This window comes from Mesorhizobium delmotii (genome assembly GCF_900149755.1).
Lineage (GTDB): Bacteria > Pseudomonadota > Alphaproteobacteria > Rhizobiales > Rhizobiaceae > Mesorhizobium > Mesorhizobium delmotii.
In genome coordinates, this window is sequence record NZ_FUIG01000029.1 from 19,101 (window position 1) to 35,016 (window position 15,916).

At 59.8% G+C, this 15,916-nt stretch carries 11 protein-coding genes and 2 pseudogenes; 7 read left to right on the forward strand and 6 right to left on the reverse strand.

Features of this window, described 5'->3' with window-relative positions:
• Positions 1 to 157 precede the first annotated feature (157 nt).
• From BQ8482_RS18890 to BQ8482_RS18905, 3 genes are all read left to right on the forward strand, one after another.
• Positions 158 to 1,933, forward strand: a complete 1,776-nt coding sequence (locus tag BQ8482_RS18890) for a ThiF family adenylyltransferase (RefSeq protein ID WP_165848626.1) — start codon at positions 158 to 160, stop codon at positions 1,931 to 1,933.
• A complete protein-coding gene (locus tag BQ8482_RS18895) occupies positions 1,921 to 2,463 on the forward strand; it encodes a Mov34/MPN/PAD-1 family protein (protein ID WP_123149032.1) in 543 nt (180 codons plus the stop codon). Before BQ8482_RS18890 ends, BQ8482_RS18895 begins: the two co-directional genes overlap by 13 nt.
• A gap of 480 nt (positions 2,464 to 2,943) precedes the next feature.
• Positions 2,944 to 3,666, forward strand: coding sequence for a LuxR family transcriptional regulator (locus BQ8482_RS18905; protein WP_123149034.1), 723 nt, complete (start codon positions 2,944 to 2,946; stop codon positions 3,664 to 3,666).
• A 404-nt stretch (positions 3,667 to 4,070) separates the two neighbouring features.
• Here BQ8482_RS18905 and BQ8482_RS18915 read toward each other — a convergent pair whose 3' ends face one another.
• Entirely contained in the window at positions 4,071 to 4,352 is a 282-nt protein-coding gene (locus BQ8482_RS18915; protein WP_123149036.1) for a DNA -binding domain-containing protein, read from the reverse strand.
• A gap of 116 nt (positions 4,353 to 4,468) precedes the next feature.
• Between BQ8482_RS18915 and BQ8482_RS18920 the strand changes: the two genes are divergently transcribed.
• Positions 4,469 to 4,702 carry a helix-turn-helix domain-containing protein gene (locus tag BQ8482_RS18920; RefSeq protein WP_123149037.1) on the forward strand — a complete coding sequence of 78 codons (234 nt, stop codon included), beginning with the start codon at positions 4,469 to 4,471 and terminating at the stop codon, positions 4,700 to 4,702.
• 609 nt (positions 4,703 to 5,311) lie between these two features.
• Here the strand turns inward: BQ8482_RS18920 and BQ8482_RS18925 are convergent.
• The 3 genes and pseudogenes from BQ8482_RS18925 to BQ8482_RS18935 form a co-directional block, all read right to left on the reverse strand.
• Positions 5,312 to 7,599 (reverse strand): annotated as a pseudogene (locus BQ8482_RS18925) (S9 family peptidase).
• Positions 7,600 to 8,211: 612 nt separating this feature from the next.
• Positions 8,212 to 8,889 (reverse strand): OmpW/AlkL family protein, encoded by a 678-nt coding sequence (locus tag BQ8482_RS18930; protein WP_425294116.1) that lies wholly within the window; start codon positions 8,887 to 8,889, stop codon positions 8,212 to 8,214.
• A 196-nt stretch (positions 8,890 to 9,085) separates the two neighbouring features.
• The gene (locus BQ8482_RS18935) at positions 9,086 to 11,170 is read right to left on the reverse strand and encodes a prolyl oligopeptidase family serine peptidase (protein WP_123149039.1); all 2,085 of its coding nucleotides are present in this window, start codon (positions 11,168 to 11,170) and stop codon (positions 9,086 to 9,088) included.
• Between the two features lie 407 nt (positions 11,171 to 11,577).
• On the opposite strand from BQ8482_RS18935, the gene BQ8482_RS18940 reads away from it, so the two are divergent.
• The 3 genes and pseudogenes from BQ8482_RS18940 to BQ8482_RS39365 all read left to right on the forward strand — a co-directional run bounded on the left by BQ8482_RS18940 (position 11,578) and on the right by BQ8482_RS39365 (position 13,331).
• Entirely contained in the window at positions 11,578 to 12,096 is a 519-nt protein-coding gene (locus tag BQ8482_RS18940) for a hypothetical protein (protein WP_123149040.1), read from the forward strand.
• Positions 12,097 to 12,409: 313 nt separating this feature from the next.
• Positions 12,410 to 12,700 (forward strand): annotated as a pseudogene (locus tag BQ8482_RS39360) (transcriptional regulator domain-containing protein); the annotation flags it as partial.
• Between the two features lie 328 nt (positions 12,701 to 13,028).
• On the forward strand, positions 13,029 to 13,331 hold the full coding sequence (locus BQ8482_RS39365) for a DUF2285 domain-containing protein (protein ID WP_244602886.1): 303 nt from the start codon (positions 13,029 to 13,031) through the stop codon (positions 13,329 to 13,331).
• 848 nt (positions 13,332 to 14,179) lie between these two features.
• Here BQ8482_RS39365 and BQ8482_RS38175 read toward each other — a convergent pair.
• Both BQ8482_RS38175 and BQ8482_RS18955 read right to left on the reverse strand, forming a co-directional pair.
• Complete coding sequence (locus tag BQ8482_RS38175; RefSeq protein ID WP_123149042.1) at positions 14,180 to 14,713, reverse strand: aminotransferase class V-fold PLP-dependent enzyme; 534 nt, start codon at positions 14,711 to 14,713, stop codon at positions 14,180 to 14,182.
• 144 nt (positions 14,714 to 14,857) lie between these two features.
• The gene (locus BQ8482_RS18955) at positions 14,858 to 15,631 is read right to left on the reverse strand and encodes an HAD-IIA family hydrolase (protein ID WP_123149043.1); all 774 of its coding nucleotides are present in this window, start codon (positions 15,629 to 15,631) and stop codon (positions 14,858 to 14,860) included.
• Positions 15,632 to 15,916 lie beyond the last annotated feature (285 nt).

Below are 15,916 nucleotides of genomic sequence, written 5' to 3' on the forward strand. Positions count from 1 at the left end.
ATGGACATGGCAAGGCCCCCAACCCCAGGCAATCCAGGCCACACCCCGCCTGGACCGCCCGACTGGATCCCAACCCCACCAGATGGCGTTCCGGGTCGTCCACCCGGCGTTCCGCCTGGCCCTAAGGACCCACCTCAGCCGCCGGTCGTCCTGTAGGATGACCTGGTTAAGCTACAGCGGTCTGAAGGCAGGCATGCTCCCTCACTGGGAGCATGCCTGCGTAGGACGATTTGATTTCGAACTCCGTGATCTGGCATTCTTCGTCCGAGACTCGCTGCGGATCGACGAAGACCAACTGAAAAACGGGGTGCTATGCGTCGAGTTCGAATGGCCGCTGGCATCCGGGGAAGTCTGCCAGCTTCGCGCAGTTTTCCCCGATAGCTATCCCTTCGTCCGCCCGCAAGTCGCCCTTCGAGGAAACCCGGAAACGTTTCCGCACAAGCATTGCTCACCGACTGACGGTAACCTTTGCTTGTTGGGCCGTGACACGGGGCTGTGGTCCATCGAGTGGACGTTGGCGCTTCTGGAGAAACAACTCGCCAACGCCCTGAATGGCACGGGCGTGGAGGATCCGCAGGGCGAACCGATGGAGTTCTGGTGGAACGCTGTTGCCGCGGCGTTCCCAGGCTATGTCGATGGGAGCTACATGCTGATCGACACCGCCTGGAACGTAGGAGATCAAACAGAGGGGACGCTAAGGGTATCCTACACCCTGCAGAAGATGGACAACAAAATCAGATTCAAGGGTGCGGTTGAGGAAATTAAGGCCAAGGACGGAACCGTTCTAGCTACTCGGACATATCCTCTCCCCCACGAACTTGAATCGAAGAAGGTCACAGGCACATTTCCGTGGAGGCGCGTAGCCCGTTTCGCGCCGCCACCGCGCGAGGGTTGGCGTGATCGAAAGGTGCAGGACCAGATTACCTTCGGAAGGCGTGCGGTTACTATAGCCTCGCCGGCCATTTCGATGTCTGTCACCGTCCAGTCGACGGAACTCAGCCACGGTATCGACGGCGACACTTGGCTATTTCCACTGTTTTACGGACCAGCAAAGTCGTTCCAGCCTGTGAGGCAGGGGCAGAGAGGTACCAGCCCCTCGATGATCATCGTGCCCACGCTCCGCGCAGGCGCCTCAGACGTCGGTGCCCGAGTTCCGTCGGTGGGCATCTTGAAGGGCAAGGTGATTGCCATCTTCGGAATGGGAGCTATTGGTGCCCCACTTGCGATCGAGCTTGCCCGCAACGGCTGTTCTCATCTCACCGTCATCGACCATGACATCGTCGAGCCAGGAAACTCCATCCGATGGCCGCTTGGTGCGACGGCCTGGGGAATGCGAAAGACCACTTCCGTCAAGCAACATGTGGAGTCCGAATACCCGGGGGTCGAAGTTGAGGCGATCCATCACCACGTGGGGATAGCGACGGTGGCCGACGGGAACGGAGGGGACCATTCAGTTCTACCGCCGATCTTTGTGAAGGCCGACATCGTCATCGACGCAACGGCCTCTTCCGGGATCTCACGGTTGCTGGCCGATCACTGCAAGTCCGCAGGGAAACCGATGATTTCTCTTTTCGGAACGCTGTCATTGAAGGGAGGCGTCGTTGCGGCCTACCACCCTAAATCCGGCTGCCCAACCTGCCGCGAGTTCGCCTATGCGAAAGGTTTGATCGAAAAAGCTCCTGGGTCAGGAGAAACCTTCGGCCTGAACCAGCCGGCTGGATGCGCGGAGCTGACCTTCACTGGGGCTTCATTCGATCTCCATGAACTATCTTTGGAGGCTGTCCGGTTGACCGTGGACATTCTTTCCCAGCCAGACGACTTCAAGGAGTCCTTGGTTCACACCCTCACGTTGCATGACGGGGTCAGGCGGGTGCCGCCGTCTTGGCGGGTCGATGCCTTGCCTCCTATGAAGGAATGCGGATGCAACCAGTAGTCTGGCTGCCCCAAGCGATTGTGCAGGACATGCAAACCGATGCCGACCTTTGGTATGATCGAGAGACGGGTGGGACCTTCATGGGATACTGGGCCGAAAACAACGGTGCCGTTGTAACAGCAATGATTCCGGCCGGGCCCCAAGCATTTCACGAACGAAGCAGCTTTGTCCCTGATCAAAGCTGGCAACAGGCGGAAATCGCAAAGCACTACGAACGTTCCGGGAGGTTGGACACATATCTCGGGGACTGGCACACCCACCCGGATGCCGTTTCGAACCGCCTGAGCTGGACGGATCGAGCATGCCTGAAGACGATCATCAGGACACCGGCAGCGCGTAATCAGAAGCCCCTCATGGTACTCATGTGCGGCAAACCAAACGAATGGTTCTTGCATCCATGGCTCTGCCAATTGCGAACCAGGTTATCTCTCTTTGAAGTATTCGACGAGAAAGAGGCGACCATTTTGATCTACGCGAGTCGCGGTTCTGAGAGAGAGGCGAGGGATAGCGAAGCATTGATCAAATTCTGACTGTCTTAATCCGGACAGCAGAATGAGGGTAAGATGAATCTCACGCACTACGATCTGAGGCAGCGTCGTCGTGGCCACATTATTGGGATCACACTCACATCGGGCGCGATCGCCCGATTGCTTGCTTTGAGCAGCTACCGGCACGGGCAACGACATCAATCCATCGCAAAACGCAGTCCGGTGCGGCACGCCACGGCAGCGCACCTCCTCGCCCGCAGGGTGGATATTCATTCAATGACGTCGCGGAAAGGGAGTCATCCGCCGGCATTGCGCTACTTGCAAATTGCGTCTTTGTTCGAGCGGGCACAAGGTCGGCGCGACGTTGTGCCGACTCAAGGCGTTGGTCTGCTTTATGACGTGCTGCATTCCCAGCGAGTTAGGCCGCTAGCTAGTCTACCAACTGTCTGCCCGGCGGTACGCGCCGTTGCAGCGCTTCGCTGCCTGTGAATCGGGGGTGAGTTTAAGGTAGGGCCCAGATACGTGCGAGCTGTCTTCGAGAGATTTTTGGAACGGCTTTCAGAAAGCGTCGATGAGGCTGATCTCAGCAGCGCTATGGCCGACGTCGCCTCTGGTTTCGATCTGCTCGCTTTTGCCTACCTCTCGTTGCCACCCCGTCCTAATGGCAAGCCCACGCTGATCTCAAATTATCCGGCGCCTTGGACAGCACACTATCTCGCGAACCGATATCAGAGTGTCGACCCCGTCATTGTGCGTGCACGCGGTGGCGGATGCACATTTCAATGGGGATCCGATCTGAGCGGTGCGGAAGGGGCTTCAGGGGTTCAGGTGTTCGAAGAAGCGGCGCAGTTTGGCATCTGCTGCGGCGTGACATTTCCGATTATCGATGGCCGAGGCAATTTCGCGGCGATGACGTTTGCCGGTGAAAAGCCTGTTCCTGCATTTTTCCGCGCGGCAGAGCGCTATGAAGAAGGTCTGTCGTATATCGCGACTTGTTTTCATGTGTTCGTTCGCCGCAAACTGACCGCGAATCGAATGATCAACGGTGTCTTGCTGACGCCGCGCGAATACGAGTGCCTGCAGTGGGCAGCACAAGGCAAATCCGATTGGGAGATCGGCTGCATCCTGGGGATCACGCAGCGCACGGCCGCCTTTCATCTGGGCAACGTTCGCCGCAAGCTTGGGGTGACGACCACTAGGCAGGCAATTGGGCGCCTCGCGCGTTCGGATTTTTCGGTTCACTGACAAGTTAGCTTCGCCTGTGCAACGGCACAGGCTGCCCTGGGCGAATGTTCGCCTCCAATGGCCGGGAATTTCCCCGCGAGGAGGCCACGCTCGGAAGCATCTCCTGTCGGCGCTCGAGTGCCTCAATGTCCTTTGTGCTTACGGCGAATTGCCTGCCCGCTCGTTTCGCCGAAAAACTGGGCCCCGATTGAACGTCGTTCTTCGGGGCATCGACGGATCGCTCGCCGGACCTTCACATCGCGAGATCGCTGAAGTGCTGATCGGGGAAGTCGGGTCCACGCCGACCGGACGGATCCTGGCGATCACCTCAGCGACCGCATTCGGCGCGTCTCTCCGGCCGTGCGCTCAGGAATGGGGACTGTCGTGAGTTCCTTGCCTGAAAAAGTGACAGTCCGCGCCGCGCGTCAGCCGGCGAACAGTTCCTTGTAGCCGGTTGTCACTATCCAGTTCGCCCGATCGATATGGCTGCGAACAGCCTGTCGAGCGCGCACCGGTTCACGAGCCGGGTCGATGCCGAGAATGAGATCTGCCATCTCCTCCAGGCTGGCATTGTCGGCGCAGGCGTCGAGGATCCTAAGATAGATCTTGAAATGCTGCCGGTCATAGCTCGTGAGGCTCTCCGACCAGGGGACCTCGTCGTGCAGTGTTGAGCTTTGAGTCCCGTCCGTTCCCTTTGATGGATTCATGTCTGCCGCGAACCTCGCATGTTGATCGCTGGATTCGAGACAGAATATCCCAAAATGGGATTATCCGGAACCGGGATTAGTGGCTGAGCCGGTCTTTACCTGACCGGTTCGCCTACATGCCCAAATCTCTTCGATCTCCCCGCCACCAACGGTTTCTGGACCAGCTGATATCACTGCGCAAGGCCAAAGGCCTGACCCAGAGGCAGGTAGCTGAAAAACTTGGTCGGCCGCAATCTTTCGTGGCCAAGTATGAGGGTGGAGAGCGGCGTCTCGATATCATTGAGTTTCTCGACGTAACTGCAGTGCTTGACGCTGACCCGTGCGAGATTCTGTTGAGCCTGCGAACGTAACTGGGCCAGCGCGCTTCCCGGAGCCACGGTTGGCGGGCGGACCAGCCCCGGTCTTCTTCGGCAATCTCAGGCGTCTCAGCCATTCCGCTCCCGCCCTGGCGCGGGCAAGGGCGGGCGCAGCTCTTCTTTTGGGCCCCGGCGGAGCAGGGTAGGCGGCACTCCCTTCTATCCCGCAACCCTTCGCTCTCGCTTCGGGTCCTTCTCTTCGTTCCGGTCCTTCGGATGCGGTCCGCCTGGACGGCGGCCCTTCCGGTCGCAACTCGCCGCCCACCCCCGCTTCCGTCCCGCTTCCGGGGAAAGCCGCGAGTGGCGAGCGGAGGCAAAACGAAGCATGCAAGACAGAAGCGTACCCTCATCGAAGGGCAGAGGCCGGGCGCCATGTCCTCAATTCCCGTTTTGCGGCCGTCGAGCGTCGGAATCGTTCCCGTTTCCGTCTTGCTAAGGCCACCATTGCGCAGGAATCGGCGCAGGCCCTCGTCCGAGCGGCTCTCCGCTCGCTTGCCGCCTCGATCATAGCCAACAAAAGGGGCGCGAGGATTGATACAGGCAGAAGCTGCCGAAGCCATCATCGTGACGATTTGTTCTTTGCAACTCGGTTCGTTTAGCGTCTCAGTCGGGTGGGGTCTGACCGAGAATGTTGCGAACGAAGAAGTCCAGGAGTTTGCGCTCAGCATAGATCCCTGGCGCGCCGTGATCGGCACCAGGCACATAGACCATGTCGAAATCTTTTCCCGCCTTGATGAGTCGGTCGGCAAGCTGGAGCGAGGAGGACGGGTCGACATTGTGGTCCATTTCGCCGACGACGATCATCAGCTTGCCCCGCAGCCTGTAAGCATTGTCGATGGCGGAGGATTGGGAATATTCAATGCCGACTGGCCACCCCATCCACTGTTCGTTCCACCAGATCTTGTCTATCCGGTTGTCGTAGGAGCCGCTGTTGGCGACCGCGACCTTATAGAAATCGGGATGGAAGAGCAGCGCGCCCACCGCGCTCTGGCCGCCTGCGGACCAGCCGAAAATGCCGACATTGGAGATATCGTACCACGGATACCTCGCGGCGGCCGCCTTGTGCCATCGAATGAGATCGGGAAAGCCTGCGTCCTTCAGATTTTTCCACGCAACGTCATGAAAGGCGCGCGAGCGGTTGTTGGTACCCATGCCATCGATCTGCACAACGACGAAGCCCAGCTGCGTGAGCGGCTCTGTCCGCCTTGAGAACGATTTTGGGGCAAAAGAGCCCTGCGGCCCGGCGTAGATATTCTCCACGACCGGGTACCTCTTCTTCGGATCGAAATTGGCGGGCAGGTGAATCACGCCCCAAATATCAGTCTTGCCGTCGCGCCCCTTGGCGTGGAAACTGAGTGGAGGCTGCCAGCCGGCGCGGATGAGCTCGGACATGTCGGCGGTCTCCACCTGCATGAGCTTGGCATTATCGATGGCGCGGTAGAGCGTCATGCGGGGCGGCAGATCGATGAGTGACCAGAGATCGACATATAGCGGCCGTCGGGAGAGAACTCGACATGGTGGTTGGCCGGCTCGGGCGTGAGCTCAGTCAGCCCCTCACCGTCGAAGCCGATGCGGTACGCATGCACGAAATAAGGGTCCTCCCCTGGGTTCCTCCCGCTCGCCTCGAACCAGATCTGGCGCTTGACCGGATCGACATGGTTGACCGCCCGGACCACCCACTCACCGAAGGTGATCTGGTTCTTGAGGGCGCCCGTCCGGCCGTCGAACAGATACAGGTGCTCATGCCCATCGCGCTCGGACGCCCAGATGATCTCCTTCCCGTCGTCGACATCGTAACGAAAGATTTTCCCGGTACCTTCCTGATCCATCACCAGAGGCTGGTAATCAACGAAGGTCGTGCTGGTCTCTTCGATCAGCGAGCGTGCACGGGCCGAGGCGGCGTCTACCTCGACCAGCCGATAGACCTGATGCCCGCGCTGGTTATATTCGAATGTAAAGCCGCGACCGTCCGCCCACCACCGGAGAGGGGAAAGTTCGAAGGGTTTGGAGAACAGGGCGTCGTCAATCGCGACTTGGCGCTGGCTGGCAATCTCGAACAGCACCGGCTGGGGCAGCGGAAGGACATCGCCCGGCTTGGGATAGACCATCGTCGAATATTCGCGCTGCAACTGGTCCGTCGACGAATCGAGGTAGTGGAGCTCCCGCTTGAAGCCGGGGCGAACGCGGTAAGCCGCGAGGTGGCGCGAGTCCGGCGACCAGCTCAGTGTCGAAAAGACGTAGTAATTGCCCTCGGATCCATCCCGGCTCAGCGCAACATCCTGCAATCCGTCCTTGCTGCCCAGGAAAACATTGTAGTTCTTTACATAGACGATCCATTTGCCGTCGGGCGAGACGCTCCTCTGGTCGGGGTTATTCTCAGCCGGTGGCGTGTAGTGGTGGCTGAGCTGAAAGTCCGGGGCGGTCAATTTTGCGCTGGTGCAGGCATATCTTGCAACGTCGCAGCTCCACCGGACCTGCTCAATCAGGAAGTCGAGCCTGCGACCATCCTCGGTCAATTCGAAACGCTCGAAGGGAAGATCGCCGGCCTGATAGCTCTTATGGCTCGCTTCATTTAGCGCCGCCGCCAGACGGGCCTGATCGAAGGCGGCCCGTTTCAAACCCGTGGCAGCATCGACCCGCATGAACTGCTGCTCGCCATGGGTAGTCCGGCAGTATACGAACGCGTTGGCTCCATTCAGCCAGAACGGCCCCTCGGGGACATTCACGGTGAGCCCGCGATAGCGATCGTTGATCGTCAGTGCCCGTTCCAAATCGCTCAGCGACAGCGGTGGATGTGCACCGTTCGAACCGTTGGCCAGCGCTCGAGCGGTTGCCGATCCCGATGCCCCTTGAATTAATACCGCGAGCGCCAAAGCGCCGATCTTGAACATATCTGTTCGCCTCTTTCGGTTTTCGGAAGACGCATTGTTGGATCTGGCTTTTCATCGCCGGTGTGCAGCAGCGTTGAGTGTTGCTCGAAGGGGTCAGCACGCGAGTGCAGCCGAGACGACAGTCACAATGACCCGTGCGCCCTACGCGGATATCCAGGAACTGGCCGGGTGAGCGAGACTGAAGAGTTGGCAGCCGAGCCAGCAGGGTTTTCCATGTCCACAATGATGGAAAATTCAAAGCCCGATGACGCTTGCACTCACGCTCCCTTCCTTTTTCTGCACCTGGAAGGGCCGCAATTGGGCCCGGCACAAAGCGTTGGCTATCGACATTCTCTGCATGGCTGTCGCAGTCCGTTGATCCGTGTCCGGATGAACGATGCAATACGCGCGCCAAAGGAAAATCCCCTTTAGATCAAGGCGATCGATCGGACCGGCTGTGTCGGATGACCGACATTAACGTCGCGTATCCGACAGCTCGGACAACCCCAAGTCACATTGACCTTGGGTGCATCTCGGGTTGACAAGAGTGGACCGTCGGGCCGACGGCAAAAGGGCGCACGAGGCGCCCTTCATTCGACTCGGCTGCGCGTAAGCCGCCTTCGCCTTCCGTTGTCAGAAACGGTACGTGACGCCTGCGCCTATCAGCCAGGGATCGAGCTCCGCCTTTCCCGTCTGCTTCGCGCCGGCCACCGTGACGTCGAAGTCCGGTTTTAGGAAAAGCTTCTTCACGTCGAAGTTGACGCCCCAGTGCTGGTCGAGCTTGTAGTCGAACCCGACCTGCAGCGCGGTGCCGAACGTGTTCTTGACCTTGAGATCATCGGCGCTGCCGGCTTCCTGATGATAGAAGATCGTATAGTTCACGCCGGCGCCGACATAGGGCTCGAAGGCGCCGAAATCGGTAAAGTGGTACTGCAATGTCAGCGTGGGCGGCAGCAGCCAAACCTTGCCAATATTCCCCAGCCCGCCGATCGAGCCTTGGCCTGTGATGTTGGCATAGGTGGTGCCGAGGATAAGCTCGGCTGCGACGTTGTCCGTGAAGAAATACGAAATATCGAGTTCCGGCGTCACGCTGTTGGAATACGAAAGACCGGAGCCGGGCACCGCGTTAACGTAGCCCGAGTCCTCAGTAATGACCCCCAACGCGCGCAGGCGGATCTGCCAGGGGCTTGGCCATTCCATGAACAAGACACCCTGATCCGGGTCGCACGGTTCTGCAAGGTCTGCCGCGGCCGCCTGCTGCCCTACCAGCATCAGGACGACGGCCGCTGTTACTCCCCGCGCCCAGTTCATTCGTTTTGTTGCCATGATATTTCTCCTTGCTCTTCAGAAATGATAGGCTTCACTGTAAATAGTCCTGCAGTATTGATTGAGATCGACAGAGCTCTGGCGCGCATTTTCGTGAACCGTGCACGGATTATTTGCACCGTTCTCGCAGTCATCGACCTGTACTCACTTATTCGAAGTTTGCTCTTTCGGGCTCCCGGTTTTATGAACAGGCGTGCCAGCCGATCGCGCTGCGAAGAAAATTGGTGCCAAGACTGATGAATGCGGCTTGCTCGCGATTGTCCTTGGCGTAGCTGTGCCCGCCGGCGCTGGGCTCGTAGAAGTAAGCGGGATAGCCAAGAGCTTGCAGTTTTGCGGCCATCTTACGCGCATGGCCCGGGTGGACGCGGTCGTCGCGTCTCATGGTGGCGAGCAGGATAGGCGGGTAGGGCTGTCCCGGTGACGCGGCGTGGTAGGCGGAGATTTCCCTCAGGAAAGCCCAATCGTCAGCCTTGTCGGGATCGCCATATTCGTCGATCCAACTCGCGCCCGCCAGTAGCTTGGTGTAGCGGCGCATGTCGACAAGCGGAACCGTGCAGAACAGCGCGCCGAAATGCTCAGGATAGCGGGTAAGCATGTTGGCGATCAGTAGACCGCCATTTGAGCCCCCCTCGGCGGCAATCCGCCTCGGCAGCGTAATGCCCCTTCGCACGAGGTCGGCTGCAACGGCGGCGAAATCGTCATGCGCGAGACACTTGCCCTCCCTGCGCCCGGCATCGTGCCAGCGGGTGCCGAACTCGCCGCCCCCGCGGATGTTCGCCACCACACACGTGCCGCCGCGCTCGAGCCACAGCTTGCCGAGCGAGGAGTAGTAGTAGGGCAGGAGCGATATGCCGAACCCGCCATAGGCGGAAAGGTGAACCGGGGCATCTCCGTTCCCGTTCGCCGGACCAACCTGCGTATAGGGGATCATCTCATGATCGATCGAGACTGCCTCGTGGCGCGTGACCACCAGTTCGGATGCGTCGAAAGTCTCCGGGCTGCGCTTCAGGATTACTGAAGCGCTGAGAGGCGGCGCGGAATTGAGATCGAATAGGAAAAGCCGCGGTGGCGTGATCGGATCCTGAGCGCAAACCAGGACCTCTCCATTGGTCTCGTGATCTTCCGCATCGAGGGACCAGAGGTGAACAGCCCCTTGCGCGGGCACAGTGTCCAGGGCTCGGCGCGTCCATTCCTGCGGGCCCGGAGTGAACACCTCGAATCTTGGAGCGAGGTTCGCCAGGTACTCGATAATGAGCTTCCCGTCATTCCAGAAGAATGACTGCAGACAGCGCCTCTCGGCTGGTTCAAACAGGGTACTAAAACGACGCTCGCCGGCCAGGAAAGCGGAAAGCGAGATGCCGATCAGCGCGTCGGCGCTATAGGTCGTCCCGGCAACCGTCCATGCTTTGCGCGGCTTTATCGCCAGCCAATCGCCGAAGTTATCCCACCTGGCGTCCTGAGGAAGGTCGATCTCAATCTTCGGCCCGCTTCTATCACCAATGCGGACTTTCTTCTCGAGCCAGGCCAGCTGCTCGACGAACCACAGGCGCTCGCTCTCGGCGGTACGGTCCAGATGGCCAGACACACCCAGGGTTTCGGAACCGGTCTCGAAGATTACCGGCGCGGTGAGGGGATCTGCGCCACGCTTCCACAGTCGCACGGTGCGTGCGTAGCCGCAGCGCGTGGCCATACCATCACCAAGCGCACTGGAAAGCAGAAGAGTGTTGGGGTCGAGCCAATCAATGTCGCCCTTGGCCTCGGGGAGATTGAAACCGTCGGCGACAAAGCTCAGAGAGCTGAAGTCGAATTCGCGATGCACGACCGCGTCGCTGCCGCCGCGCGAGAGGCGCAGAACGGCTCTTTCCCGTCTCTCCGGCTCGATGGACGCGCCGCCCCAGATCCAGTCCTCTCCGTCGCTAGCCGCGAGGGCGTCCAGATCGATGAGTAGCTCCCACTGGGGATCCGCGTTCATGTAGACGGCAAGCGTGGTCCGGCGCCACAGTCCGCGCGGATTCCTGGCATCTCGCCAGAAATTGTAGAGGTACTGACCGCGGCGCGTGACCAGGGGAATCCTGTCGGGGCGGTCGAATTCCGCTGTCAGCGCCGCCCGGTCGCGCTCGAACTGCGTCCCACCGAAGTGCTTCAGGGTGTTTGCCGACTGGCCTGCCGTCCACGCAAGTGCCCGTTCGCCTCCTACATCTTCAAGCCAAAGGTGGGGGTCATCGTCGGGTGCATTCACAGTTGGCCGGAAATCGAATTCGGTCATGTCAGGACAACCAGAGGAATGAAAGCGCGATGGCTTCCGTCTGCTCGAGAACGCTCAGTGTTGGCGGCGGCGCCCGCATGTTCGAAAAGCGTGATCATCAGCTGGCTTCTTCTCAGTCGGGCGGCGTCGCAGTGCTTTTTGCGCATAGGACTGCATCTGTCGTGCCAACTGGGAAAATCGTTTCCGACCAATGCGATCGCTCCGGCAGCGTTGTGTCACATGTCCGACATGGTCGAGAATCCGACAACGAGCGCACAGCGTAATCACCGGATCAACCTCCGGCGCGGACACCGTGCAGAACTCAAGCAGTGAAGCTCACAACGACTTGACTCCAACATCTTCGCTCCGGAACGCTTCACGCAGCTGGATTCAATTGGCAGATACAAATGAGGTGATGGACGCCGTGAGTGACCGACCCGGCTGCACCTGTGAGTCTGGACACCGCCAGCGGTAAAATCGGAGATCCGAGGAAAGGGATGGGGCGCCGCTCGGCCGACCTGAGGGTTGTCCAGGCCCTGCAAGCAATCTTGGCCTGCACCGTCCCCTTGATTGCATTCTTGAAGTCTGCCGATCGCGCCAGCAAGCTGCGTTCCAACGGACACATTGGAGTGGTCGCTCGGCCAACTTCGGCTGCTGGCGAACCGTCGTTCAATATGCAAGCTGACGAGGGTCAGGAGACAGGGAAGCTCCGGCTCGGCGTGCTCTCGGCGAGGCAGCCAATGATCGACGATGTCTCGCAGACGCGCCGCATTGGTATACCCGCAACAAGGGCAGTTCAGCGGCAAGTCTGCCTGGGAAATCGGCTGCAGCGGGGCAAGCCGAACCCGGCCGCGCTCCATCTCGAAACGGCCGGCAAAGAAAGCCCCGCGTTAGCACCGCCAAAAGAAGCGATTGCGCCTCGCCGGTTCGTTTTTGCGTTCCACTGAACCAGCCGGCTTAACCTGTACAACTATACAGGCTGCCATAGCATGAAACTTGGCCTCCAATGGCGGAAATTCCCCCGAGGAGACCTGCGATGACTGAGCTTATAGCGCCCGCGCTACGACAACTTGCCGAAAACCAGCGTGCAATCCACCGCCACGCCACTGCACCTTTCAGGAACGTCTGGAACGCGATGCAGGAGCCGATCACCGCTGTCACGTCGATTACCTTGGAGTGCTCAGGGCGCGCTGGCTGTCGCTGCGCGGGTTCGACGGCCTGGTGGCTACTTGCGCGCGACTTCTGCCCTCGACAGTGGCAATGGCACACGCTTCGACGAAGTGGCGTCGTCGAGGTCTGGTGCCTTCAGCGCCGGCGCTTTGCCATGTGGCATCATGTTTCGACCTCCCTGGGGGCGGGCAGGGGAGCACAGTCGTGCCTACAATTCTCGTGACAGGCGTGGATGAGGCTGATTGGCGGGATGAAAGATCATACGACTACACCACTGGTCTGACGCCACGGGAGTGGGCTTGGGAGTTCTTACGCCGCAATCCAGCATTCCAGCGTGACCTGACCGCTGCAAGCCAGCAGGCCGATACTTTGTCCTACCGACCCTTTCTCGACGTGGTCGCGTCGGCCGGCGACCTGTCACGCTGGGGTGTTCTGTTTCGCCGAGTCCTATGGTCGAAATTCGTTCGTTTTCTGGTCTCCGTTCTGGTGCGTCAATGTGCTGCCGGTCATTGCAGAACAGCTGTCTGTATCGTCGGCGACATCGCGGTTCGAGCTCTCGGCATTGCCATGTCGTGCGACGGTCCTGCTGTCGCCCGACAAGGGTCAGCATGTTCTTCTTCGCAATGTGGAGCATACGCTCCAGCTCGCCGTCTCTGGCGCCGATATCTTGCACCCTGTCTGCCTCCGTACCGAGGCAATCTGGCCAGCAATGCTTTCGAAGCCCCGCCTGAGGGCACTCGAGTGCCTCAATGCTCTAAGTTTGAATCAACACCTGCCTGCCCGATTGTTTCCGCCGGAAAGACGCGGTCCCCGTCTAACCTTCGTTCTTCGTGCGCTCGACGGCTCACTTGCTGGGGCGTCACATCGCGAACTCGCCGAAGCGCTGATCGGTCAACGGCGCGTCCATGCCGACTGGAGGGATCCTCGCGATCATCTGCGCGACCGCATTCGCCGCGCCGTCTCTCGTGGCCGCGCCCTCATGAATGGAGGGTACAGAGATTTCCTTCTTTAAGAGAGTGACAGTCCGCCCTGTGCGTCAGCCGGCGAACAGTTCGGAGCTAAAACCCCTCACCACCGATTGGGCCGCTCGACATGGCAGCGAACGGCCTCCGCGGGTGCGCTCTGGTTCAGGCGTCGGCCGATGCCGAGAGGCACGTTCGGTATTGTCCGATAGCCGACAATGTTGGGTACGCAACGTAGAGGAAGCTGACTCTAGGGTGTTTTAAAACGCTTTTTGCCTTGGCACGGTACATGCACGCTCAGCAAAACGCGCGGACTGAGTGGTCCCCCGCCACGAAGGTCGCGGACTTACGCCACCTCCCAAGGCGTACCCGGCCCGGCAGCGAGCTCAGTCTCCTGCCGGGCATCCGTGTTCAGACGTACTCGCGTTCAGAACTTCAAATTAGAGGCGGCGCAATGTTTCGCGTCCGGCTATGCGAACTGGTGCCGAAAGGCAGTCGAGGAGGCGGAACTTGCCGCTGCGTCTGCCATGACTACGTGAAGAAGCGCAAGGCCTAGAAGAATTGTCAGACTTCGAGCGCGGTCGTTGTGGCTCCGTATTCACGGCAGCGACTATTTCGGCCGTTGCCAACTCGAGATCCGCCTTTGAAGTAAATCTGGAAAGGCTCACTCGCAGCGGAGGCTTAGCATCTTCATAGCTGATCCCCATCGTCGTCAGCACATGCAACGGAGCGGTGGAGCCACCGCGGCAGGCGGAAGAGACAGATTCCGCGCATCGCCAAGCGCTCGACAATCGCATCGGCGTCACACCGCGGGATGGTCAAAGAGCACGTATTTGGAAAGCGCGGTGCTCGAATCCCAATAAAACGTACTTGCAGCAGGCGTATTGCCACCTCCCGTTCAAAGTTGTTTCGAAGCGCTTCGATGCCACTCGCTACACGCAGGCGCCGAGCCGCCTGTTTCCGCGGCAACGGCCAGTCCGGCGGCTGCTGCGCTGTTCAGCGTCCCGCCCCGTCGCCCGTCCTCCTGTTCACCATAAATAAGCGGTTCGAGGCGCAAGCCCTCCCCAATGTACAACGCGTCCACGCCTTTCGGGCCGTGGAATTTATGCGCCGATAGGGAGAGCAGGTCGACTTCGACGAACTCGTCTGTCAGATCGATGGGTATACGACCAACAACCTGCGTGGCGTCCATGTGTAGGATTGCCTCCGGAGCGAGGCGGCGACGACATCGGTCAAAACTCCAATGGGTTGAACGACACCCGTCTCGTTGTTCGCAGCCATAACAGAAACGAAGCGGTGTCGGGCGTGAGTGTCGCAGCGAACGCATCTGGCTCGATCCAACCTGACCCATTCGCTGGACGTAGCCTACTTTGGCGCGCGAGACTCTTCGGTCGAAGACTCTTGTTCCATAGAGGTCAAGACCGGCCTGCATTGGGCTACATGGGTGCACTTCGACTAAGTTGTCACGCTTATCACTTCTTTTCTGGATGCGGCCAGCTGTTCCTCCCGATCATTGCCCAGGTTGACGGCCGCCATGCGGGACGTAGAGGGAGCTTCGTGTAGGGGTGCGTTCGGCTTATTGGTTCACTATGATCTGGCCCAGATCGGCAAGGCACTCGACCACGTGGTCCGGTCTGAATGGAAACCGCTCTATGTCAGCCAGCTTGGTCACCCCAGTAAGCACAAGGGCTGTCTTCAGGCCCGATTCCAGCCCGGCGAGCACGTCGGTGTCCATGCGGTCACCGACCATGATGGTATCGACAGCTCGCACTCCGAGCCGGTCGAGCGCGTTGCGCATCATGAACGGGTTCGGCTTCCCGACGAAATAGGGCTGGCGGCCGGTGGCCTTCTCGATTAGTGCTGCGACTGCACCGCATGCCGGATGTGACCCCCGCTCGGTCGGGCCAGTCGCATCCGGATTGGTGGCGAGAAAGCGCGCGCCCTTCGCCACAAGCTCGGCGCCAGTTGCGATCTGCTCGTAGTGGTACGAAATGGTGTCTCCGAGGACCACGAACTCGGGGGCAAACTCCGTGATCCGGCAGCCTGCCTGCCGCAGGGCCTCGACCAGCCCGTGGTCGCCGATGACATAAGCAGATGATCCGTGCTTTTGCAGTTCCACGAACCGCGCAGTGGCGAGCGCCGATGTGTAGATGTGCTCTGGCTGCACGGCGAAGCCAACCGCTCTTAGACGCTCGGCATGATCTTCGGGCGTGAAGCGCGAGTTATTGGTGAAGATCTGAAACGGCTCACCCTTGGCGATTAGCCCGGCGACATAGTCGACCGAGCCAGCAATCGGTTGGCCGCCGCGGACCAGGACCCCGTCCATGTCGAGCAGATGCGCTATAATCATTGGATCTCAACCCTCAATTTCTTTCGTGGATGCACGGCTTGGACACGTCTTGTGTCACTGTATCTTCTCCAGGCGAGAATGCCGGCGACTGTACCGATTCAGAGCGATGCGCGAAGGGCGCTCAATTGCTTGTGCGGCAATAAGGACGCTGCGGCGTAAAAAGTGTCGGTGGCGTCATCCGCTCGCCCGTGCGGACGCGCTGCACCGTTGGGTTGACGACGTTCGCTGTGTCAGCGCATCTGATGGACGATCGCGTCCTAGTTCGCGTGAACCACTAGCCTGGCG

What these genes read in the sequence shown, in the direction of transcription:
- BQ8482_RS18890 (WP_165848626.1), top strand. Translation starts at nt 158, where the DNA reads ATGACCTGGTTAAGCTACAGCGGTCTGAAGGCAGGCATGCTCCCTCAC.
- BQ8482_RS18895 (WP_123149032.1), top strand. Translation starts at nt 1,921, where the DNA reads ATGCAACCAGTAGTCTGGCTGCCCCAAGCGATTGTGCAGGACATGCAA.
- BQ8482_RS18915 (WP_123149036.1), bottom strand. Translation starts at nt 4,352, where the DNA reads ATGAATCCATCAAAGGGAACGGACGGGACTCAAAGCTCAACACTGCAC.
- BQ8482_RS18920 (WP_123149037.1), top strand. Translation starts at nt 4,469, where the DNA reads ATGCCCAAATCTCTTCGATCTCCCCGCCACCAACGGTTTCTGGACCAG.
- BQ8482_RS18930 (WP_425294116.1), bottom strand. Translation starts at nt 8,889, where the DNA reads ATGAACTGGGCGCGGGGAGTAACAGCGGCCGTCGTCCTGATGCTGGTA.
- BQ8482_RS18935 (WP_123149039.1), bottom strand. Translation starts at nt 11,170, where the DNA reads ATGACCGAATTCGATTTCCGGCCAACTGTGAATGCACCCGACGATGAC.
- BQ8482_RS39365 (WP_244602886.1), top strand. Translation starts at nt 13,029, where the DNA reads ATGCTTTCGAAGCCCCGCCTGAGGGCACTCGAGTGCCTCAATGCTCTA.
- BQ8482_RS38175 (WP_123149042.1), bottom strand. Translation starts at nt 14,713, where the DNA reads ATGCAGGCCGGTCTTGACCTCTATGGAACAAGAGTCTTCGACCGAAGA.
- BQ8482_RS18955 (WP_123149043.1), bottom strand. Translation starts at nt 15,631, where the DNA reads ATGATTATAGCGCATCTGCTCGACATGGACGGGGTCCTGGTCCGCGGC.